This window comes from Micromonospora sp. NPDC047740, from assembly GCF_043204735.1.
Lineage (GTDB): Bacteria > Actinomycetota > Actinomycetes > Mycobacteriales > Micromonosporaceae > Micromonospora.
The window spans coordinates 1-19,920 of sequence record NZ_JBIDCT010000031.1 but is presented as its reverse complement, the minus strand read 5'-3'; the positions used below and the strand labels follow the sequence as shown (position 1 = coordinate 19,920).

Here is a 19,920-nt window from a genome sequence, read left to right as displayed (position 1 = left end):
TGGGTCCGGACGGCGTTTCCGCTACCCGATGATCTTGCCCGGTAATCCGGCGGGACGGGAGCGCCACGCCCGGTACACTTGCCCCGTGCTGCGCTGCGAAGGCTGAACGGCCCCGCGCCGACGGGAACTGATGACCCGCCGGCGCTTTCGCGTGCCCTGAATCAGCCCTTCCGGACCCCGAGAGCGAGTACCTCGAAATGATCACTGCCACCGGCCTGGAACTGCGCGCCGGTTCCCGGATCCTGCTGTCCGACACCACGCTGCGGGTGCAGCCGGGTGACCGGATCGGCCTGGTCGGCCGCAACGGCGCCGGCAAGACCACCACGCTCAAGGTGCTGGCCGGGGAGGGGCAGCCGTACGCCGGGCAGATCGACCGGCGCAGCGCGATCGGCTACCTGCCGCAGGACCCGCGTACCGGCGACCTGGACGTCACCGGGCGGGACCGGGTGCTCTCCGCCCGCGGCCTGGACGTGCTGATGGCGCAGATGAAGGAGCTGGAGGCGAAGCTCGCCGAGGGCGCCGACGACGAGCGCCTGGTCCGCCGCTACGGCGCGCTGGAGGACCAGTTCGCCTCGCTCGGCGGCTACGCGGCCGAGGCCGAGGCGGCCCGGATCTGCGCCAACCTCGGGCTGCCCGACCGGGCCCTGGCGCAGACCATCGGCACCCTCTCCGGCGGTCAGCGGCGCCGCATCGAACTGGCCCGGATCCTGTTCCGGGACGCGGGCGAGAACGGCGGCGGCATCCTGCTGCTCGACGAGCCCACCAACCACCTGGACGCCGACTCGATCACCTGGCTGCGCGGCTTCCTGGCCAACCACAAGGGCGGGCTGATCGTGATCTCCCACGACGCCTCGCTGCTCGAGGCGGTGGTCAACAAGGTCTGGTTCCTGGACGCCACCCGGTCCGTGGTCGACGTCTACAACCTGGGCTGGAAGGCGTACCTGGAGGCGCGGGAGACCGACGAGCGGCGCCGCCGCCGGGAGCGGGCCAACGCCGAGAAGAAGGCCGGCGCGCTGATGGCCCAGGCCGACAAGATGCGGGCCAAGGCGACCAAGACGGTGGCCGCGCAGAACATGGCCCGCCGGGCCGAGAAGCTGCTGAGCGGCCTGGAGGAGGTACGCGTCGCGGACAAGGTGGCGAAGGTGCGGTTCCCCACCCCGGCGCCGTGCGGCAAGACCCCGCTGACCGCGACCGGCCTGTCCAAGTCGTACGGGTCGTTGGAGATCTTCACCGACGTCAACGTCGCGGTGGACCGCGGCTCCCGGGTGGCCATCCTCGGCCTCAACGGCGCCGGCAAGACCACCCTGCTGCGGATGCTCGGCGGCCTGCTGGAGCCGGACACCGGCGAGGTGCGCCCCGGCCACGGGCTGCGGCTCGGCTACTACGCCCAGGAGCACGAGACCCTGGACGTGGAGCGGACGATCCTGGATCACATGCGCAGCGCCGCCCCGGAGCAGAGCGACACCGACCTGCGCAAGATCCTCGGCGCGTTCCTCTTCTCCGGCGAGGACGTCGACAAGCCGGCCGGGGTGCTCTCCGGCGGCGAGAAGACCCGGCTGGCCCTGGCCACCCTGGTCTGCTCCGGCGCCAACGTGCTGCTGCTCGACGAGCCGACCAACAACCTCGACCCGGTCAGCCGGGAGCAGGTGCTCGACGCGATCGCCCGCTATCCCGGCGCGATCGTGCTGGTCACCCACGACCCCGGCGCGGTGACGGCGCTGAAGCCCGACCGCGCCATCCTGCTGCCCGACGGCGACGAGGACGCGTGGAGCGACGACCTTCTCGAACTCGTCGAACTGGCCTGATCCGACCCCGGGGCAGCCGAGCAGACCGGTCACCCGAGGGAGTGGACGGATCGGCCGGCCGGACGGCTCACCATGATCCAGCCGGGCGGAGCCACCTGACCGGTCAGTAGCATCACTCTATCGGGAAGCTGACATTGCATAGCGTGTCGGTTGGCGATTAGTTGATATCTGGCGCATGATCGTTCGAGGCGGTCTAATAGGTGGGACCGTATCCGAACCGCACAGTCTGGGACGTGAGGGATCAGCATGGCAGCCACCGGCACAGCCACCAGCACTGAGAAAGGTCGCCGGATCGTCGGAGCCGAGCGCCAGACGCTCGCCAAGGACCTGGTAAAGCGGTACACCTCGGGTGAGAGTATCCGTGCGCTCGCGGCCTCGACCGGCCGTTCCTACGGGTTCATTCACCGGGTGCTCACCGAGTCCGGGGTGCAGCTGCGGCAGCGTGGCGGTGCCCGGCGTCGCAAGAAGGCGTGACCCGCTCACCAGCGTCGTCCATCAGCGTTGTACTCCGGATGGTCCCGTGACCTCCGCAACGACCGGAGTGCGACTCGACTGCGACGGGCCGGTTGCGACGGTGACGTTGTGCCGGCCCGACGTGCTCAACGCGCAGACCGCGGCGATGTGGCGCGCGATGAGCGACTTCTCCCGCGATCTGCCCGGCGACGTCCGGGTCGTGGTCGTACGCGGCGAGGGGCGGGCCTTCTCCGCAGGTCTCGACCTGTCGGTGGCCGGCGCCGCCGGCCCGGGCTCCTTCGCCGAGCTCGCCACGCTGCCGGAGCAGGAGTGCGCGGACCGCATCGCCGATTTCCAGGCCGGCTTCACCTGGCTGCACCGCCCGGACGTGATCTCCATCGCGGCCGTGCAGGGGTACGCGATCGGCGCCGGGTTCCAGCTCGCCCTCGCCTGTGACCTGCGGGTGCTCGCCGAGGACGCCGTGCTCTCGATGGCCGAGGTGACCCTCGGCCTGGTGCCCGACCTGGCCGGCACCAAGCGCCTCCTCGATCTGGTCGGCTACTCCCGGGCCCTCGAGGTCTGCGCCACCGGTCGCCGGATGGACGCCGCCGAGGCGGACCGGATCGGGCTGGCCACCCTCGTGGTGCCGACCGCCGAGTTGGACGCCACCGTGCGGGATTTGGCCGCCGGCCTGCTGGCCAACAACCGGGACGCGATCGTGGAGATCAAGGCGCTGCTCGCTGGCGCCGCCGAGCGCAGCCACGCGGAGCAGCAGCGGGCCGAGCGGGAGGCGCAGACCCGCCGACTGCGCGATCTGGCCGGGCGGGGAGAATAGCCCGGACGGGGAAGTGTGACTAGTTGTCGGTTTTCTCTACATGCCTATCTATGGCTGCTTGTCGTGCGTAACGTCTACCGAATCGGTGAGTTTGCCGGGCGGGTGCAGTTGTCCCGGCGGCAGGAACTGGTGGTGGATCCGCTGGCGGGCACGCGTGCTGAGGGACTCGACGGAGCGGACCTGACCGGGGCTGGTCAGCGGTGAAGGTCACACGCATCGCTTACTCGACGGGCATAAATGCGGGTAAGTACGCCGCCTTGGTGGAGCAGGCTCGTCGGTTGGGTCGGGTTCGTAGTGAGGTGTGGCAGCGGTACGGCTCGATCAACGGTGTCGGGTCCGGGTTGCGGGACCGGCAGGTGCGGGAGCGGTGGCTGGCTGACGGCACCCATGCGTCGTTTGGTGTGTTGGCGAATGCGTGGAAGGAAACCGTCCGCGACGCCATGGCTGACATCGCGGCGAGCATGGAGGCGGCGAAGGTCGAGGTCCAGCGGTCGATCACGCGGCGCACCGACGATCCGGGCGAGCGGAAGCGGATGTTCACCGCGTTGAAGGCCGACCGGTGGGCTGACGATCCTTTCCTGGCTCGGCAGATGCGCAAGCACTGGAAGCGAGGCCGCAACCACACACACGATCAGATCGTGGTACGCGCCGACAAGCACAACACCGCCGTTGACCGGCGCGGTCGGCTGTGGCTGGCTGTACCCGGCCTCGAACGCCGCAAGATGGTCAGGATCCCGCTGTCCACGACCGTCGCCCCGACCGGGACGCTGCGGCTGATCCTGCGCGGCGGGCGGGTCGAGGTGCACTATCAAATCGACGCCTCGGGGATGCGGTCGTCGCAGCGGCCGTGCGGCGAGGCGAGGGTCGGTGTGGACAAGGGGTACACCGAAGCCCTCACCGACTCCGACGGTCAGCCCCACGGTGAACAACTCGGCATGCTGCTGACCCGTGAGTCGGACCGGTTGAAAGAGCGCAACCGGCGTCGGGCGAAGCTGCGCTCGATTGCCAACACCGCCGCCGCGCGTGGCGACCATGCGAAAGCGCACCGGATCAAGGTCAACAACCTTGGCACGGTGAAGCGGGAGCGGCAGGCCGCCCGGCACCGGGCGCGGGTGCGCACGGAGATCTTCACCGCCGTGCACGAGGTCGTGGACAAGGCTGCCACTGTCGTGGCCGAAGATCTCACCACATGCTTCACCGGGCGCAAGAAGCTTCCCAAGAACATCAACCGGCGTCTCGCGGCATGGACCAAAGGAGTCACCGCTGAGGCCCTGAAAAGCGTGTCGGAGCGCAGAGGTTCTGCGCACGTTCCCGTCAACGCCGCCTACACCTCACAAACCTGCCACCGCTGCGGCGACTTCGGCCGCCGAAGCGGGGACAGGTTTCACTGCACCCGCTGCGGGGTGGTGTGGCAAGCCGACGTGAACGCCGCGATCAACATCCTGCAAAGAGCCGGCGACCCCGACATCGCCCTGCACACCCCACACCATAGGGTGAAGCAGATCCTGCAGGACCGGACCGATCGCCACCGGACCAGACTGCCGGTCCAGGACTCCAGCCCAGCCACCACGGCCGAGCGGAGAGCGAACCATCCGAACCACTCAACAACGAGCAGGAAGTAGGAAGCAGAATAAGGTAGTAAGGACCGTACGGGAAGATCCGGGTTACTCACGAGGTTGTCGTAGTCGTCGGGAGAATTGACCCGACGGTTCAGGGCTGCTCGACGACCCGGAGGTGACGAGTGTCCAACCCGATGGCCGGTGGCGGCATGGGCGGCTGGAGCATGCTCCGGTCGATGCGTGACCGCGATCAGGTTTCCACCCACCAGCTCAAGCACGGCACCGCCAGGCGGATCGTCGCGTTCGCCCGGCCGTACCGGCGCGACATCGTCGTCTTCCTGCTTACCGTGGTAATCGCCGCGGTGGTCGGGGTGGCCACCCCGCTGCTCGCCGGTGACGTCATCGACGCGATCGCCAAGGGCGGTCCCGACGCGCGCTCGACGGTGGTCCGGCTCGCCCTGATCATCGCCGCGCTGGCCGTCGCCGACGCGCTCTTCTCCCTGGCCCAGCGCTGGTATTCGGCCCGGATCGGCGAGGGCATCATCCTCGACCTGCGGACCCGGGTCTACGACCACGTCCAGCGGATGCCGCTGCAGTTCTTCACCCGCACCCAGACGGGTGCGCTGGTCAGCCGGCTCAACAACGACGTGCTCGGCGCCCAGCGGGCGTTCACCTCCACCCTGTCCGGAGTGGTCAGCAACGTCATCCAGCTGGTGCTCACCGCCGGCGCGATGCTCATCCTCTCCTGGCAGATCACCCTGCTGGCGCTGGTGCTGCTGCCGATCTTCATCATCCCGGCCCGCCGGGTCGGCCGGCGGCTCGCCGAGATCACCCGCGAGTCGTACAACCTCGACGCGAAGATGAACGCGACGATGACCGAGCGGTTCGGGGTGGCCGGCGCGCTGCTGGTCAAGCTCTTCGGCTCGCCCGAGGAGGAGGCACGCCGGTTCGCCGGCCGCGCGGAGCGGGTCCGGGACATCGGCATCCAGTCCGCCATGTACTCGCGGACCTTCTTCGTGGCCATGCTGCTGGTCGCCTCCCTCGCGCAGGCCCTCACGTACGGCCTGGGCGGGTGGCTCGCCGTCACCGGCGCGGTCAGCGCCGGCACCGTGGTCAAGCTCGCGCTGCTGCTCACCCGGCTCTACGGGCCGCTCACCGCGCTCTCCAACGTCCGGGTCGACGTGATGAGCGCGCTGGTCTCCTTCGACCGGGTCTTCGAGGTGCTCGACCTGCGGCCCGGCATCGAGGAGAAGCCCGCCGCGGTGCCGGTGCCCCGGGGCAGCGGCCGGGTCGAGTTCCGGGACGTGCGGTTCCGCTACCCGAGCGCCGCCGAGGTGTCGCTGGCCTCGCTGGAAGAGGTCGCCACGCTGGACCGGACGGTCAACGAGCCGGTGCTCAAGGGCGTCTCGTTCAGCGTCGAGCCCGGGCAGATGGTGGCCCTGGTCGGTCCCTCCGGTGCCGGCAAGTCGACGCTGTCCATGCTGATCTCCCGGATCTACGACGTCTCCGACGGGCAGGTGCTGGTCGGCGGCGTCGACGTCCGGGACGCCACCCTCGCCTCGCTGCGCGACGAGATCGGCGTGGTCACCCAGGACTCCCACCTGTTCCACGAGACCATCCGGGAGAACCTGCGGTACGCCAAGCCGGACGCCACCGACGACGAGATCTGGGCGGCCCTGGCCGGCGCGCAGGTGGCCGACCTGGTCCGCTCCCTGCCCGACGGGCTCGACACCACGGTCGGTGAGCGTGGCTACCGCTTCTCCGGCGGCGAGAAGCAGCGCATCGCCATCGCCCGGCTGCTGCTCAAGGCCCCGTCGATCGTCATCCTCGACGAGGCCACCGCCCACCTCGACTCGGAGAGCGAGGCGGCGGTGCAGCGGGCGCTGTCCGTGGCGCTGACCGGGCGTACCGCCCTGGTGATCGCGCACCGGCTCTCCACCGTCCGGGACGCCGACCAGATCCTCGTCCTCGACGAGGGGCGGATCGTCGAGCGCGGCCGGCACGAGGAACTGGTCGCCGTGGGTGGCCTCTACGCCGAGCTCTACCGCACCCAGTTCGCGGTGGCCGACTCGCCGGCTCCGTACGCCGAGCCGGACCAGCCGGAGCCGGTGGTCACCACCGTGCCGCTGGGCACGTACGTGGCGCAGGAGGCGCTGCCGCCGGCCGCGGCCAACTAGCCGGAGACTCGGCGCCGACCAGCGCGGCTGGTCAGGCGTTCGTCGCCCGGTGCAGCTCGCCGAAGGCGGCGCCGAGCGTCTCCGGCGTGAAGTGCGCGTTCAACCCGCTGGGGTTGGGCAGCACCCACAGCCGGGCGCCGCCGAGTGGCTCCGGCTGCGGGCCGAAGCCGGCCTTCGGCCGCGCGAACCCCACCCGGTACGCGGTCACCCCGACCACCGCCACCCAGCGCGGCCGGTACCGCTCGACCTTGCCGGTCAGCACCTCCGCGCCGCGTACCAGCTCCTCGGCGGTCAGCTCGTCGGCGCGGGCGGTGGCCCGGGCCACCATGTTGGTGATGCCCAGGCCGAGGGCGGGCAGCGCCTCCTGCTCGCTGGGGTGCAGCTGGCGCGGGGTGAAGCGGCCCCGGTGCAGCGCCGGCCAGAACCGGTTGCCCGGCCGGGCGAAGTGCCAGCCGGTGGCCGCCGACCAGAGCCCCGGGTTGATCCCGACGAAGAGCACGTCCAGGCCGGGCGCGATCAGGTCCGGCAATAGCCTGCCGGCGGCCGCCGCGAGCTGCTCCTTCGTCGGGCGGGGATACGGCGGTGCGGCCGGCGGCTCGGCTGTCCGGCCCGGGCTGTCCCCGCCGGCGCGGGATGCCCCCGCCCGGCGCGCACCGGCCGCGGTCCGGGCCCCGTCCGGCGGGCCCGCCCCGGGCCGGCGTCGCCCTGCCGTCACAGCCCGCGCAGCGCGCCGCCGTCGACCGGCACGGTCACCCCGGTCACGTAGCTGGCGGCCGGGGAGAGCAGGAACGCCGCGACCCGGCCGAACTCGGCCGGATCGCCGAGCCGGCGCAGCGGGATGTCGGCCTCCGCCTCGGCCCGGGCGCGCTCGGGGTTGCCGCTGGCCGCCAGGAGTTCCTTGTTGCGGTCGGTCATGATCCGCCCCGGTAGCAGCGAGACCACCCGTACCCCGCGCGGTCCGTACTCGTCGGCGATGTCCTTGGCCACGCCGGCCAGACCGGGGCGCAGGCCGTTGGAGATGCCGAGACCGGGCAGCGGGCTCCGCGCCGAGGTGGAGAGGACCAGCGCGATCACGCCTCCGTCGGGGAGGGCGGCGGCGACTTTACGGGCGGTGCGGACACTGCCCAGGAAGATCGTCTCGAAGGACTCCCGCCACTGTTCGTCGGTCACCCGGGCGGCGCTGCCCGGTGGGGGCCCGCCCACCGAGATCAGTGCCCCGTCGAGTCGGCCGAACCGCTCGCACGCCAGCGCGACCAACCGCTCTGGGGCACCCGGGTCGGTGAGGTCGGCAACCAGGCCGATCGCCCGCTCGGGCCCGCCGAGCGCTTCGACCGCTGCGGTCACCCGTTCCGGGGTGCGGGCGGAGATCACCACCCGTGCCCCGTCGGCGACGAGTTGCTCGGCGGTGGCGAAGCCGAGGCCACGGGAGGCGCCGGTCAGCACGTACACCCGGTCGGCGAGTCCGAGATCCATGTGTCCGATCCTGCCGTACCCGGGACCGGCTGTCAGCGGTGGGCCGGGCGGAGCAGGCGTACCCGACCGGCGAGCTGCACCGCGACGGCGTCGCCGGCCCGGGCGACGGCCGGCAGCCGGCGGGGGCGGGGTGTGGTGCGGCCGTCGTAGCGGGTGGCGGCCTCGCGGCTGGCCAGCTCCTCCGCGCCCAGCGCCGGCAGCCTGTCGTGGTCGCGCAGCTCCCGGGCCAGGTCCCAGCCGTCGCGCAGCGACCCGTTGGTCGGCCGGCCGGCCGCCCATTCGGCGAACGTGGCCGACCAGCCGGCGCCGAGGCCGGCGGCGAGCAGCGGCCAGTGCCGGGCCACGTCGCCCGCGCGTTTGCGCAGCAGGGCCTGGCGGGCCGCCGCCACCGGCCCGGGGGTGAACCCGGGCGGCAGCGGCCCACCGGCGACCAGCGCCGCGACCAGCTCCGCCTGCCGCGCGGCCAGGCCCGCATCGGCCGGGGCGGCACCGGGCGCGGGCGGCGGCCCGGCCGGGGGAGCGGCGGGTCGCGTCGCGCCCGGGGCGGCCGGATCCGCCCCGGCGGCGCGGTCGCGGCGGGTGCGGGTCATGTGACCACCGGGTACCCGGAGGCGGCGGCGAGCGCGTCCAGCTCGCCGCGCAGCTCGGCGGCGGGCGGGTAGTGGCCGTCGCGTTCCAGCAGCAGCGCCGGGGGCCGGCGCCGGGCGCACAGCTCACCGACCAGATCGAGCACCTCGACGGGGATGGGGTCGGTGTGCGTGTCGTGGTAGAAGCCGCCCTGCTCGGCGCCGCCGGCCACGTGGACGTAGGCGACCCGGTCCAGCGGCAGCCGGTCCAGCAGCGCGCGGGGGTCGCCGCCCCGGTTACGGGCGTTGGCGTGCACGTTGGCGAGGTCGAGCAGCAGCAGCGCCCCGGTGGCGTCGAGGATCTCGGTGAGGAAGTCGGCCTCGTCCAGCTCGTCGTCCGGCCAGTCGAAGAGCGCGGCGATCGGCTCGAGGGCGAGCGGCACCGGCAGCTCGGCCTGCGCCCGCCGCACGTTCGCCACCGTCGCGGCGACCGCCTCCCGGCTGCGCGGCAGCGGCAGCAGGTGACCGGCCTCCAGACCGCCGGCCCGGACGAACGCGATGTGCTCGCTGACCAGCGGGGCGTTCACCGCCGCGGCCACGCCGGCCAGGTGCGCCAGCCGGGCCGGGTCGACCGGCTCCGCACCGCCGAGGGAGAGCTTCACCCCGTGGGGTACGACGGTGACCCCGCGCTCGCACAGCTCGGAGAGGCCGTCGGAAAGCGGGCCGGCCGGGTTGACCGTCTCCGCCACCACCTCGACGAAGCGCAGCCCGGGCAGGCCGGCCACGAATCCGGCGATCTCCGGTCGCCACCCGACGCCGACCCCGTACGGCCCGGTCGGGGTGGGGGCCGGCGAGGTGCTGGTCATCCGCCGCACCCGCCGCCGCCGCATCCGCCGCCGCCCCCGCAGGAGCTGCCCCCGCCGCACGAGCTCCCGCTGCTGCAGGAGCTGCTCGAACCGGCCGAGCCGGCGCCGCTCGCGCCGAGCGCCTGGCGCTGGATCTCGGCCTGGTCGGCGAAGCCCGGATCCATGGCCCAGATGGTGGCGGTGCCGAACAGCGCCACGCCCATCGCCGCGGCGGACGGGCCGTACGTGGCGTACGCGGGTGCGGCGGAAGGTCGCAGCCAGGTGTGCCGGTTGCGCAGCTCGTGCAGCGCCCGGTCGGCGGCGCGGGTCCGCCGGGGCGCCCGGGCGAGCAGCAGGAAGGCGATGAACAGCGGTACCAGGCTGAGCAGGAGGAAGCCGGCCGGCCGGCCGTTGGACAGGCCGACGAACGCCCGGATCACCCCGAGCGCCAGGAGGGCGGCGATCAGCATCGGCCCGCGCCGCAGGGCGTTCCGCTGCTCCGGTCCGAGCGCCAGGCCGCGCTGCTGGAGGCCGTCGCGGAGCTGCTCCAGGGCGCGGGTGACCCACTCGTCGTGGCGTAGCTCCCGGGAGTGCACGCCGCGCGCGGCGGCGTTGTAGATGGCCTGGTCGAGCGGGGTGACCCCGGCCGGCAGTGAGCCGGCGGTGGTGAGCCGCCGGTCGGGGGTCACGGTCACCACGCCGGCGTGGCGCAGCCCGCCGAGCGCCGTCCAGACCGCCAGCTGGTCGCCGCCGTTGAGGTGCGCGGCCTGTTGCGGCCCGAGCTGCGCGGCGCCCCCGTCGACCGGAGTGCCGGCCAGGGCGCGGAACCGGTGCACCAGGGTCCCCACGACCAGCACGGCCGCGGCGAGGAGGTACCAGCGCAGGAAGACGGGGCCGGCGATGCCCCAGGTGTCGCCCGGTGCGGCGAGGATGGTCATCTCTGCTCCTGTCGCGAGGGGGTCGCGGCCCATTGTGGAGCAGACCCGCCAGGAGGCAGCCGGCCCGTCGACCGAGTTACCGGACCGAGATACGGCGCGGGCGGTCAGTGGCGGCGGACCGCCTCCTCGACCAGGTCGAGCACCCGCCCCAGGTCGCCGGCCGGGCGGCCCATCGCCAGGTGCAGCACCAACCCGTCGTACGCCAGCTCCAGGAACTGGGCCAGCACGTCGATCGGCACGTCGTCGCGGAGCACCCCCGCCTCCCGCTGGCGGAGCAGGCGTTCCCGGGTGGCCTCCGCGATCGCCGCCGAGCGTTCCGCCCAGCGCTTGGCGAACGCCGGGTCGGTCCGCAGCCGCCGGGAGACCTCCAGCTGGCTGCCGAGCCAGCCGGTGGTGTCCGGGGAGACCGCCCGGGCCAGCAGGTCCCGCATCACCTGGACCAGGCCGTTGCGGGCGACCGTCTCCACCATGACCGCCGCGTCGTCCTCGGCGACGGCGAGGAAGAGCGAGTCTTTGTCGCGGAAGTGGTGGAAGATGGCACCGCGGGACAGCCCAGTGGCCTCCTCCAGGCGGCGGACCGTGGCGCCCTCGTAGCCGTGCCGGGCGAAACAGGCGCGCGCGGCGGCGAGGATCTCCTGCCGGCGCGCGTCGAGCTGGTCCTGGCTTACTCTGGGCACGGACCGATCGTCCCAGGTGGGTCCCGCCGATGCAAACCGTACGTACGGCTTGAGATGCGCCTCCGCATGATCGTTCCGGGGCCCCGCCCGTAGGATCGGCCCATGACCGTGCCCGCCCACCCGCTGACCGTGGCCGCCGTGCAGGCCGAGCCGGTCCCCGGCGACGTCGCCGGCAACGCCGCCACCGCCGCCCGCCTCGTCGGCCGGGCCGCCGGCACCCGGATCGTCGTGCTGCCGGAGCTGTTCCTGCCCGCCTACCACCCGCCGACCCTCGCGGCCGACCCGACCGGCACCCACGTGGCGGCCGACGCGGACGGCCGGGTCGACGACCCGCGGCTCGACCCGCTGCGCCAGGCCGCCCGGGACGGCGGGACGACCGTGGTGGTCGGGGCGGCGGTCCGGCACCCCGACGGGCGGCGCACCATCTCCTCGCTGGTGGTCGACCCGGCCGGCGCGGTGCGGGCGGCGTACGACAAGCAGCAGCTCTGGGGCGGCGAACGCGAGCTGTTCGACCCCGGCCGGCGCGGCGCCACCCTGCTGGTCGACGACTGGCGGTTCGGTCTCGGCATCTGCTACGACGGCTGCTTCCCCGAGCACGGCCGGGCCGCCGCCGCCGACGACGCACACGGCTACCTCTGCCCGAGCGGCTACCTGGCCGGCTCAGAGCACCGCCGCGACCTCTACTACGCCGCCCGGGCCCTGGACAACACCATGTACGTGGTCTTCGCCAACGCGGTCGACGGCGCCGACCCGTGGCGGTTCAACGGCGGCGCCGCGGTGTACGACCCGGAGGGCCGACCTCTCGCCCGGGGCGCGGACACCGGGGAGGACGTGCTGGTGGCCACTCTCGACCCGGCCGCGCTGGCGGCCACCCGCGCCGCGCACACCATGCTCACCGACCGCCCCGCGGACCAGGGGCTTCCGCGGGTGGCCCTGCGCGCCTGACAAGGCGCGGTCGCCGGGCCCTGTCGGCCGGACACCTTGGTCCCGTAAGGTCTCCGCGTGCCGTTGCTCCTGCTCGATCTGGACAACACCGTGCTGGACCGGGATGGGCCGTTCCGCGCCTGGGGTAAGCGCTTCCTGGACGGCATCGGCGCCCCGCCCACCGACCTCGACTGGCTGGTCTCCGTCGACGCGGACGGACTGACCGACCGGTGGGATGTCGCCGACGCCATCCGCGACCGGTACGAGCTGCGGATCCCCTCCATCGACCTGGTCGAGGAGCTGCACGAGGGGGTGGTGGCCCACACCCGGCTGGACCCGCTGGTCGCCTGTGCGCTGCGGATCGCCGACGACGCCGGCTGGGTGCCGGTGGTGGTCACCAACGGCGCGGTACGCCAGCAGGACGCGAAGATCCGCCGCACCGGCCTCGACCGGTACGTCGCCGACTGGGTGATCTCCGAGGAGGCCGGGGTCAGCAAGCCCAACCCGAGGATCTTCGCGCTCGCCGCCCAGCGGGCCCGGATGCCGCTGCGCGGCGCCTGGGTGGTCGGGGACAGCCCGGAGGCGGACATCGGCGGGGCGACCTCGGTCGGCCTGCCCAGCGTCTGGCTGCACCGCGGCCGCCGCTGGTCGGACAACCGGTTCGCCCCCACCCGCACGGTGGACGGGCTGATCGCCGCGGTGGCCGCCGTACTGGCGGGCTGACCGCCGTCACCCGCGCGGCGTAAATCGGTTGACCCGCCCGCGTCCGGTGGTGAGCATGGTGCCGCGCGAGGGCGCAGCCGGGCGGTGCCCGGTCGAGGAGAGGAGGTCGGTCATGGCCGTCTTTGCAGGGTCGTTCCACCTGCCTCCACCAGCCTCGATCGAAGGATCAACCCACCCGTGCGTGATAACGACTTCCCGGCGCCGCAGCGCCGTGGCCGCGGCAAGAGCCGCTTCGACGACGACGAACCGTACTTCCTGAAGCGGGGCCGGCACGCCGAGCCGGCCCTCGCCGAACCCGAGGACGAGCCCGACCCTGAGGACCGCTGGTCCTCCTGGGACGAGGCCGTGCACGGGCCCGAGCCGTATCCCGCGTGGCTGGTCACTGAGCTGGCCGCGAAGGATACCGAACTCGGCGTGCTGAAGACCGGCAAGGAGGCGGACGTCCATCTGGTCCGCCGTGCGGTGCCTGGTACCGACCGCTCCTGCCTGCTGGCGGCCAAGCGCTACCGGGACGCCCAGCACCGGCTCTTCCACCGTGATGCCGGCTATCTGGAGGGGCGCCGGGTCCGGCGGTCCCGGGAGAACCGGGCGATGGCCGGGCGGACCGCGTTCGGCCGGCAGATGATCGCCGGGCAGTGGGCGGCGGCCGAGTTCGCCGCCCTGGCCCGGCTCTGGGAGATCGGCGCCGCCTCCGGGCGGATCGCCGTGCCGTACCCGGTCCAGCTGCTGGGCACCGAACTGATGCTGGAGTTCGTCGGGGACGCCGAGGAGGGGCAGGCCGCGTCGCGGCTGGCCCAGCTCCGTCCCGAGGGCGCCGAGCTGCGCGACCTGTGGGAGCAACTGGTTGACGCCCTGGTCGTGCTGGCCCGGGCCGGGTACGCGCACGGCGACCTGTCCCCGTACAACCTGCTGGTGCACCGGGGGCGGCTGGTCATGATCGACCTGCCGCAGGTGGTCGACGTGGTGGCCAACCCGCAGGGGCCGGAGTTCCTGGCCCGGGACGTCCGGGTGGTCGGCAGCTGGTTCACCGCCCGGGGCCTGCCCGCCGCGGACACCGACCCGGTCGAGCTGACCGAGTTGCTGCTGCAGGAGGCGGGGATCCGCTGAGCGCGCCGCGTCCCGGGCGGGTGCTGTCCCGCCCGGGACGCCGGTGCGTGGTCCGTCGGTCCGGCCGCCGGCGCTGCCACTGCCAGGCGCCGCCGGGACCGCCGATCACTGGAGGTAGCGCTCGACCTCCGGGACCGGGCGTGCGCCCTGGGCGTCCGGGTCACCGTGCGCCTGGCGGGCCGCCCGGCGGCGGCGCAGCAGGTCCCAGCACTGGTCGAGGGACTCCTCCAGGGCCCGCAGCCGCTCCCGGGCCGTGTCGTCGGTGCCGGCCTCGTTCTCCTGCGCGGCCGCGCGCAGCCGGTGCTCCTCGTCGACGAGTTCGGAGATCCGGTTCAGGATGGTCTTGTCGTCCATGCCCCGAAGCTTGGCACAGGGGGCGGTGCCGCGCCCGGGTTCTCCTCGCTGCGCGCCGCCGGGCCGGCTCCCAGCGCCATGATCAGGTTCGCTTGAGCGAAGGTCCGGACGCTGCTACCGTGCGCCGGTGTCGATCGGATGGGTCGATGTACGCCATCGGGCACGTGACCGAAATGGCCCGCCAGGATGGTGTGATGGGTTCCCGTGGTAGGAGTCTCCGTACCAGGTTGTTCGCCCTGCTCGCGTCGCCGGCCGCGCCTCGGGCCTGCCCAGACTCGGCCGGGACGGCGTCGACGTGCTCGGCGCCCGGGCATCCGGGTACGACGCGGTGACCGTGACGCAGGCGCTGGCGGGACCGCGGCCGTGTCCGAACTGCCGGCGGGTGACCGGGAGCGACTGCCGGCGCGGCTGTCGCCGGCCGTCCGCATGGGACGCAGCACGGTGGACGCGCCGTTGACGGTCACCCGCCAGGCCGAGACCGGCGCGGTGGGCCGTGGGCCGGGCATCGCGCACGAGCAGGCGACCTGACGGGAACGCCGCACCGGCGCATCCCAGACGAGCACGGCACACCAGCAGGGGAAAAGAGGACGACGAGTGGGGCAGCAGACGGCTTCGAGCGCGGATCTGACGTGGCTGCTCGATGACCTGGTCGGCCGGGTCAAGCAGGCGGAACATGCCGTGGCGCTCTCCACCGACGGCCTGTTGATGGCCGCGTCCCGGGGGCTGAGCCGGGACGACGGCGAGCACCTGGCGGCGATGGCGGCCGGCATCCAGAGCCTGGCCCGGGGCGCGGGCAAGCGCTTCGGCGGCGGCCAGGTGCAGCAGACGATCATCGAGATGCAGTCGTCGTTCCTCTTCGTCACGGCGGCCGGGCGCAACGCCTGCCTGGCCGTGCTGGCCGCCGAGGACGCCGACGTCGGCCTGATCGCGTACGAGATGGCGATGCTGGTCACCCGGGTGGGCCGGTTCGTCGCCACGCCGACCCGGGAACCGGCCACGGGGGAGAGCCCGGCGCGATGACCGGTCGGACCGCAGCCGACTGACGAGTCCCCGTACGACGTCGACGGGCCCCTCCCCGCACGCGCGGGAAGGGGCCCGTTCTGGGGTACGTCGTCAGCTGGCGATCATGCGACGCAGCACGTACTGCAGGATGCCGCCGTGTCGGTAGTAGTCCGCCTCACCGGGGGTGTCGATCCGGACCACGGCGTCGAACTCCACGCCGGTGTCGGTGGTTACCTTCACCGTACGCGGGGTCTCGCCGTCGTTCAGCGCGGTCACGCCGGCGATGGAGAAGGTCTCCGTGCCGGTGAGCCCCAGCGACTCGGCGGTGGTGTCGACCGGGAACTGCAGCGGCAGCACCCCCATGCCGATCAGGTTCGAGCGGTGGATCCGCTCGTACGACTCGGCGATGACCGCCCTGACCCCGAGCAGCATGGTGCCCTTGGCCGCCCAGTCGCGGGACGAGCCGGAGCCGTACTCCTTGCCGGCCAGGATGACCAGCGGGACGCCCGCCTCCTGGTAGGCCATCGCGGCGTCGTAGATCGAGGTCTGCTCGCCGGTCAGGTGGTTGACCGTGAAGCCGCCCTCGACGCCGGGGACGAGCTGGTTGCGCAGCCGGATGTTGGCGAAGGTGCCCCGGATCATCACCTCGTGGTTGCCCCGGCGGGAGCCGTACGAGTTGAACTCGTGCCGCGGCACGCCGTGCTCGGCCAGGTACTTGCCGGCGGGGGAGTCCGCCTTGATCGAACCGGCCGGGGAGATGTGGTCGGTGGTCACGGAGTCGCCCAGCTTGGCCAGCACTCGGGCGTCGGCGATGTCCCGCACCGGCTTCGGGTCCTTCGCCATGCCCTCGAAGTACGGGGGCTTGCGGACGTAGGTGGACTCGCCGGCCCAGGCGAAGGTGTCACCGGTCGGGGTCGGCAGCGACTGCCACCGCTCGTCGCCGGCGAAGACGTCGGCGTACGCGGAGCTGAAGCCGGTGGCGCCGATCGCCGAGGCGATGACGTCCTGGATCTCGGCGCTGTTCGGCCAGATGTCCCGCAGGAACACCGGGTTGCCCTGGCTGTCCTCGCCGATCGGCTCGTTGGCCAGGTCGATGTCCATGGTGCCGGCGAGCGCGTACGCGACCACCAGCGGCGGGGACGCCAGGTAGTTCATCTTGACGTCCGGGTTGATCCGGCCCTCGAAGTTCCGGTTGCCGGACAGCACCGAGACGACGGCGAGGTCACCCTCGTTGACCGCGGCGGAGACCTCCTCCGGCAGCGGGCCGGAGTTGCCGATGCACGTGGTGCAGCCGTAGCCGACCAGGTTGAAGCCGAGCTTCTCCAGGTAAGGGGTGAGGCCGGCCCGGTCGTAGTAGTCCATGACGACCTTGGAGCCCGGTGCCAGGGTGGTCTTCACCCACGGCTTGCGGGACAGGCCCTTCTCCACGGCGTTACGGGCCAGCAGCGCGGCGCCGATCATGACCTGCGGGTTGGAGGTGTTGGTGCAGGAGGTGATCGCCGCGATCACCACGGCGCCGTGGTCCAGCTCGTACTCGACGCCGTCGGCGCCGGTGACCCGGATCGGGTTGGTGGCGCGGCCACCGGCACCCGCCGCGGCGGTCTCCAGGTCGCGCGGCTCGTCGGCCGGGTCGCTGAACTCGTTGGCCGGCGGGTCGCTGGCCGGGAACGACTCGGCGCTGGCCTCGTCGGCCGGGCCGGCGGCGCCGCGGGGCAGCTGCTCGCGCGCCACGCCCGGCCTGAGCTCCTTCGCCACGCCGGCGGCCTCCTCGGCCACGTAGTCGGTCAGCGCGGAGCGGAACAGCGTCTTGGCGCTGCCCAGCGGCACCCGGTCCTGCGGGCGCCGGGGACCGGCCAGGGACGGCTCGATGGTGCCGAGGTCCAGCTCCAGGCGCTCCGAGTACTCCGGCTCGCGGGCCGGGTCGTGCCAGAGGCCCTGCTCCTTGGCGTACGCCTCGACGAGCGCGACCTGCTGCGGGTCGCGGCCGGTCAGCTCCAGGTAGCGGACGGTCTCGGCGTCGATCGGGAAGATCGCCACGGTGGAGCCGTACTCCGGGGACATGTTGCCGATGGTGGCCCGGTTGGCCAGCGGCACCGCGCTCACGCCCGGGCCGTAGAACTCGACGAACTTGCCGACCACGCCGTGCTTGCGCAGCATCTCGGTGATGGTGAGCACCAGGTCGGTGGCGGTGGTGCCGGCCGGCATCTCACCGGAGAGCTTGAAGCCGACGACCCGCGGGATCAGCATGCTGACCGGCTGGCCGAGCATCGCCGCCTCGGCCTCGATGCCGCCGACGCCCCAGCCCAGCACGCCCAGGCCGTTGACCATGGTGGTGTGCGAGTCGGTGCCGACGACCGTGTCCGGGTACGCCTGGCCGTTGCGCTCCATGACCGTACGGGCCAGGTACTCGATGTTGACCTGGTGCACGATGCCGGTGCCCGGCGGGACGACCTTGAACTCGTTGAACGCGGTCTGGCCCCAGCGCAGGAACTGGTACCGCTCCTTGTTGCGCTCGTACTCCAGCTCGACGTTGCGCTGGAAGGCGTCCTCGCGGCCGAACAGGTCGGCGATGACGGAGTGGTCGATGACCAGCTCGGCCGGGGCGAGCGGGTTCACCTTGGTGGCGTCGCCGCCGAGGTCGCGGACCGCCTCTCGCATGGTGGCCAGGTCCACGACGCAGGGCACGCCGGTGAAGTCCTGCATCAGCACCCGGGCCGGGGTGAACTGGATCTCCACGCTCGGGTCGGCGGTGGGGTCCCAGGCGCCGAGCTGCCGGATGTGGTCGGCGGTGATGTTCGCGCCGTCCTCCGTCCGCAGCAGGTTCTCCAGCAGGATCTTCAAGCTGTAGGGCAGCCGGTCGTGGCCCTCCACCTTGCCGATCTTGAAAATCTCGTAGCTCGCGTCTCCGACGCGTAGCTGGGTCTTCGCACCGAAGGTGTCGAGGCTCGCCACGTCGTACTCCTTCACACCAGCGACCGTGAGTAGTCCTGAGCAGTCTGTCGCACCGGCCCAGGTGTTGCCGTGGTTAGGCGACACTTACCTGCGCCCGGCGCTCAACAAAACCGTACGTCCGTCTTGCTATTCGCGCAACCTCGTGCCAGGGTTCGGGACGAGGAGGTGCCATCATGATCCATCACGTCCTGCTCGCCTGCCCACGGGGCTCCGAGGAGACGTCCCGGGCCTTCTACGTCGGCCTGCTCGGCCTCGTCGAGAAGGCCAAGCCGCCCGTTCTCGCCGCCCGCGGTGGTTGCTGGTTCACCGGGTACGGCGCGGAGCTGCACCTCGGCGTCGAGGACGACTTCCGGCCCGCCCGCAAGGCGCACCCGGCCCTGCTCCGCCCCGACCTCGACGCGCTCGCCGCCCGGCTGGTCGCCGCCGGCCACCCCGTGTTCTGGGGCGACGAGGAGATCCCCGGCATGCGCCGGTTCCACACCCACGACCCGCACGGCAACCGCCTGGAGTTCCTCGCCCCCGCCGCCTGACACGCCCACCGCCCATCGCCGACCGCCCTGCCCGAGCGGACGCGGGTCGGTGGAACGTCATGGCTGTCACAGCGGTCCGGCGACCTCGACGGCACGTCACCGACGAGCGGTGCCCTGCGGCGTCGGGCCGGGTGGCCCGGCCGGGTGGTGGCCGGCTGAGCGGACCGCCGACACCTGGCACCCGGGGGTAGGGTTCGAGGCCGGACCGGAAGGGGTGGCGGGTGCTCGACGTACAACACTGGCTGTCCGCGCTTCCCCCGGGCGTGGTCTACCTGATCGTCGCCGGAGTGATCGGCGTCGAGAGCATGGGCGTTCCGCTGCCCGGCGAGATCGTGCTGGTCAGCTCCGCACTGCTCGCCGCCACCGGGGTGGTGGAGCCGCACTGGGTGGCCACCGCCGCCGCGGCCGGCGCCATCGTCGGGGACTCCGTCGGGTACGCGGTGGGCCGGCGCGGTGGACGCCCCCTGCTCGAACGGCTGGGCCGGCGCTTCCCCCGCCATCTCGGCCCGGCGCACCTCGCCCGCGCCGAGCAGAGCTTCGCCCGGCACGGCGTCTGGGCGGTCTTCTTCGGCCGGTTCGTGGCGCTGCTGCGGATCCTCGCCGGCCCCCTGGCCGGCGCGCTGCACGTGCCGTACCGCCGGTTCCTGCTGGCCAACGCGGCCGGCGGTCTGGTCTGGGCGTTCGGCACCACGTACCTGCTGTTCACCGTGGGCCGGGCGGCCGAGCACTGGCTCAAGGACATCTCCTGGGCGGGCCTGGCGCTCGCCGTGCTCGCCGGCGTGGCCAGCACCTGGTGGCTGCGGCGCCGGGCCCACCGGCTGCAGTCGGCGGAGCCGGCCGCCGAGGCCGCGCCGGTACGCGCTGGCAGCGACCACTGACCCGGAGACGCCGAAGGGCCGGCCCCGTTGTTGGGGGTCGGCCGTTTCTGGGTGTGTCGAAGGGCCGGCCCCTGGTGGGGGCCGGCCCTTCGGGTTATCTCATGTGTCAGGAGGCCGAGTAG

20 protein-coding genes are annotated in these 19,920 nt (G+C 72.8%); 12 read left to right on the top strand and 8 right to left on the bottom strand.

What is annotated here, in order from left to right; all coding sequences use genetic code 11:
* Positions 1-197 precede the first annotated feature (197 nt).
* From ACGF4F_RS35090 to ACGF4F_RS35070, 5 genes are all read left to right on the top strand, one after another.
* On the top strand, positions 198-1,805 hold the full coding sequence (locus ACGF4F_RS35090; RefSeq protein WP_357445435.1) for an ABC-F family ATP-binding cassette domain-containing protein: 1,608 nt from the start codon (positions 198-200) through the stop codon (positions 1,803-1,805).
* Positions 1,806-2,051: 246 nt separating this feature from the next.
* Positions 2,052-2,279, top strand: coding sequence for a helix-turn-helix domain-containing protein (locus tag ACGF4F_RS35085; RefSeq protein ID WP_007462679.1), 228 nt, complete (start codon positions 2,052-2,054; stop codon positions 2,277-2,279).
* Between the two features lie 46 nt (positions 2,280-2,325).
* Positions 2,326-3,093 carry an enoyl-CoA hydratase/isomerase family protein gene (locus ACGF4F_RS35080; RefSeq protein WP_393084534.1) on the top strand — a complete coding sequence of 256 codons (768 nt, stop codon included), beginning with the start codon at positions 2,326-2,328 and terminating at the stop codon, positions 3,091-3,093.
* Positions 3,094-3,293: 200 nt separating this feature from the next.
* Positions 3,294-4,715, top strand: a complete 1,422-nt coding sequence (locus tag ACGF4F_RS35075) for an RNA-guided endonuclease TnpB family protein (RefSeq protein WP_393084531.1) — start codon at positions 3,294-3,296, stop codon at positions 4,713-4,715.
* 131 nt (positions 4,716-4,846) lie between these two features.
* Positions 4,847-6,829, top strand: a complete 1,983-nt coding sequence (locus tag ACGF4F_RS35070) for an ABC transporter ATP-binding protein (RefSeq protein ID WP_393084590.1) — start codon at positions 4,847-4,849, stop codon at positions 6,827-6,829.
* 31 nt (positions 6,830-6,860) lie between these two features.
* Here the strand turns inward: ACGF4F_RS35070 and mug are convergent, their stop codons facing one another.
* The 6 genes from mug to ACGF4F_RS35040 form a co-directional block, all read right to left on the bottom strand.
* Positions 6,861-7,544 carry a G/U mismatch-specific DNA glycosylase gene (mug, locus tag ACGF4F_RS35065; RefSeq protein WP_393084528.1) on the bottom strand — a complete coding sequence of 228 codons (684 nt, stop codon included), beginning with the start codon at positions 7,542-7,544 and terminating at the stop codon, positions 6,861-6,863.
* The gene (locus ACGF4F_RS35060; protein ID WP_387278332.1) at positions 7,541-8,302 is read right to left on the bottom strand and encodes an SDR family oxidoreductase; all 762 of its coding nucleotides are present in this window, start codon (positions 8,300-8,302) and stop codon (positions 7,541-7,543) included. Before ACGF4F_RS35060 ends, mug begins: the two co-directional genes overlap by 4 nt.
* A 32-nt stretch (positions 8,303-8,334) precedes the next feature.
* Positions 8,335-8,892 (bottom strand): hypothetical protein, encoded by a 558-nt coding sequence (locus ACGF4F_RS35055; RefSeq protein WP_393084525.1) that lies wholly within the window; start codon positions 8,890-8,892, stop codon positions 8,335-8,337.
* Positions 8,889-9,734 (bottom strand): DUF692 domain-containing protein, encoded by an 846-nt coding sequence (locus ACGF4F_RS35050; RefSeq protein ID WP_393084522.1) that lies wholly within the window; start codon positions 9,732-9,734, stop codon positions 8,889-8,891. The genes ACGF4F_RS35055 and ACGF4F_RS35050 overlap by 4 nt, the downstream gene beginning before the upstream one ends.
* On the bottom strand, positions 9,731-10,651 hold the full coding sequence (locus ACGF4F_RS35045) for a TIGR04222 domain-containing membrane protein (RefSeq protein ID WP_357445420.1): 921 nt from the start codon (positions 10,649-10,651) through the stop codon (positions 9,731-9,733). Before ACGF4F_RS35045 ends, ACGF4F_RS35050 begins: the two co-directional genes overlap by 4 nt.
* Before the next feature lie 104 nt (positions 10,652-10,755).
* Entirely contained in the window at positions 10,756-11,328 is a 573-nt protein-coding gene (locus ACGF4F_RS35040) for a TetR/AcrR family transcriptional regulator (protein WP_073837960.1), read from the bottom strand.
* 102 nt (positions 11,329-11,430) lie between these two features.
* On the opposite strand from ACGF4F_RS35040, the gene ACGF4F_RS35035 reads away from it, so the two are divergent.
* The 3 genes from ACGF4F_RS35035 (at position 11,431) to ACGF4F_RS35025 (ending at position 14,082) form a co-directional block, all read left to right on the top strand.
* A complete protein-coding gene (locus ACGF4F_RS35035; protein ID WP_357445416.1) occupies positions 11,431-12,273 on the top strand; it encodes a carbon-nitrogen hydrolase family protein in 843 nt (280 codons plus the stop codon).
* Positions 12,274-12,330: 57 nt separating this feature from the next.
* A complete protein-coding gene (locus ACGF4F_RS35030) occupies positions 12,331-12,975 on the top strand; it encodes an HAD family hydrolase (RefSeq protein WP_357445413.1) in 645 nt (214 codons plus the stop codon).
* A 177-nt stretch (positions 12,976-13,152) separates the two neighbouring features.
* Entirely contained in the window at positions 13,153-14,082 is a 930-nt protein-coding gene (locus ACGF4F_RS35025) for an RIO1 family regulatory kinase/ATPase (protein WP_357445410.1), read from the top strand.
* A gap of 105 nt (positions 14,083-14,187) precedes the next feature.
* On the opposite strand, the gene ACGF4F_RS35020 is transcribed toward ACGF4F_RS35025, so the two are convergent.
* A complete protein-coding gene (locus tag ACGF4F_RS35020; RefSeq protein ID WP_357445407.1) occupies positions 14,188-14,436 on the bottom strand; it encodes a DUF2630 family protein in 249 nt (82 codons plus the stop codon).
* 363 nt (positions 14,437-14,799) lie between these two features.
* On the opposite strand from ACGF4F_RS35020, the gene ACGF4F_RS35015 reads away from it, so the two are divergent.
* Entirely contained in the window at positions 14,800-14,964 is a 165-nt protein-coding gene (locus ACGF4F_RS35015) for a hypothetical protein (RefSeq protein WP_357445404.1), read from the top strand.
* A 66-nt stretch (positions 14,965-15,030) separates the two neighbouring features.
* On the top strand, positions 15,031-15,456 hold the full coding sequence (locus ACGF4F_RS35010; protein WP_357445401.1) for a roadblock/LC7 domain-containing protein: 426 nt from the start codon (positions 15,031-15,033) through the stop codon (positions 15,454-15,456).
* 93 nt (positions 15,457-15,549) lie between these two features.
* Here ACGF4F_RS35010 and ACGF4F_RS35005 read toward each other — a convergent pair whose 3' ends face one another.
* Entirely contained in the window at positions 15,550-18,405 is a 2,856-nt protein-coding gene (locus ACGF4F_RS35005; RefSeq protein ID WP_357445398.1) for an aconitate hydratase, read from the bottom strand.
* 158 nt (positions 18,406-18,563) lie between these two features.
* On the opposite strand from ACGF4F_RS35005, the gene ACGF4F_RS35000 reads away from it, so the two are divergent.
* Positions 18,564-18,920: a glyoxalase gene (locus ACGF4F_RS35000; protein ID WP_073837993.1), complete on the top strand. Its 357-nt coding sequence runs from the start codon at positions 18,564-18,566 to the stop codon at positions 18,918-18,920.
* 221 nt (positions 18,921-19,141) lie between these two features.
* Positions 19,142-19,798 carry a DedA family protein gene (locus ACGF4F_RS34995; protein ID WP_357445396.1) on the top strand — a complete coding sequence of 219 codons (657 nt, stop codon included), beginning with the start codon at positions 19,142-19,144 and terminating at the stop codon, positions 19,796-19,798.
* Positions 19,799-19,920: the final 122 nt, after the last annotated feature.

Excerpts from the sequence above, each read along its gene's own strand:
- ACGF4F_RS35090 (WP_357445435.1), top strand. The coding sequence starts at position 198 with ATGATCACTGCCACCGGCCTGGAACTGCGCGCCGGTTCCCGGATCCTG.
- ACGF4F_RS35085 (WP_007462679.1), top strand. The coding sequence starts at position 2,052 with ATGGCAGCCACCGGCACAGCCACCAGCACTGAGAAAGGTCGCCGGATC.
- ACGF4F_RS35070 (WP_393084590.1), top strand. The coding sequence starts at position 4,847 with ATGGCCGGTGGCGGCATGGGCGGCTGGAGCATGCTCCGGTCGATGCGT.
- ACGF4F_RS35060 (WP_387278332.1), bottom strand. The coding sequence starts at position 8,302 with ATGGATCTCGGACTCGCCGACCGGGTGTACGTGCTGACCGGCGCCTCC.
- ACGF4F_RS35055 (WP_393084525.1), bottom strand. The coding sequence starts at position 8,892 with ATGACCCGCACCCGCCGCGACCGCGCCGCCGGGGCGGATCCGGCCGCC.
- ACGF4F_RS35050 (WP_393084522.1), bottom strand. The coding sequence starts at position 9,734 with ATGACCAGCACCTCGCCGGCCCCCACCCCGACCGGGCCGTACGGGGTC.
- ACGF4F_RS35045 (WP_357445420.1), bottom strand. The coding sequence starts at position 10,651 with ATGACCATCCTCGCCGCACCGGGCGACACCTGGGGCATCGCCGGCCCC.
- ACGF4F_RS35035 (WP_357445416.1), top strand. The coding sequence starts at position 11,431 with ATGACCGTGCCCGCCCACCCGCTGACCGTGGCCGCCGTGCAGGCCGAG.
- ACGF4F_RS35020 (WP_357445407.1), bottom strand. The coding sequence starts at position 14,436 with ATGGACGACAAGACCATCCTGAACCGGATCTCCGAACTCGTCGACGAG.
- ACGF4F_RS35000 (WP_073837993.1), top strand. The coding sequence starts at position 18,564 with ATGATCCATCACGTCCTGCTCGCCTGCCCACGGGGCTCCGAGGAGACG.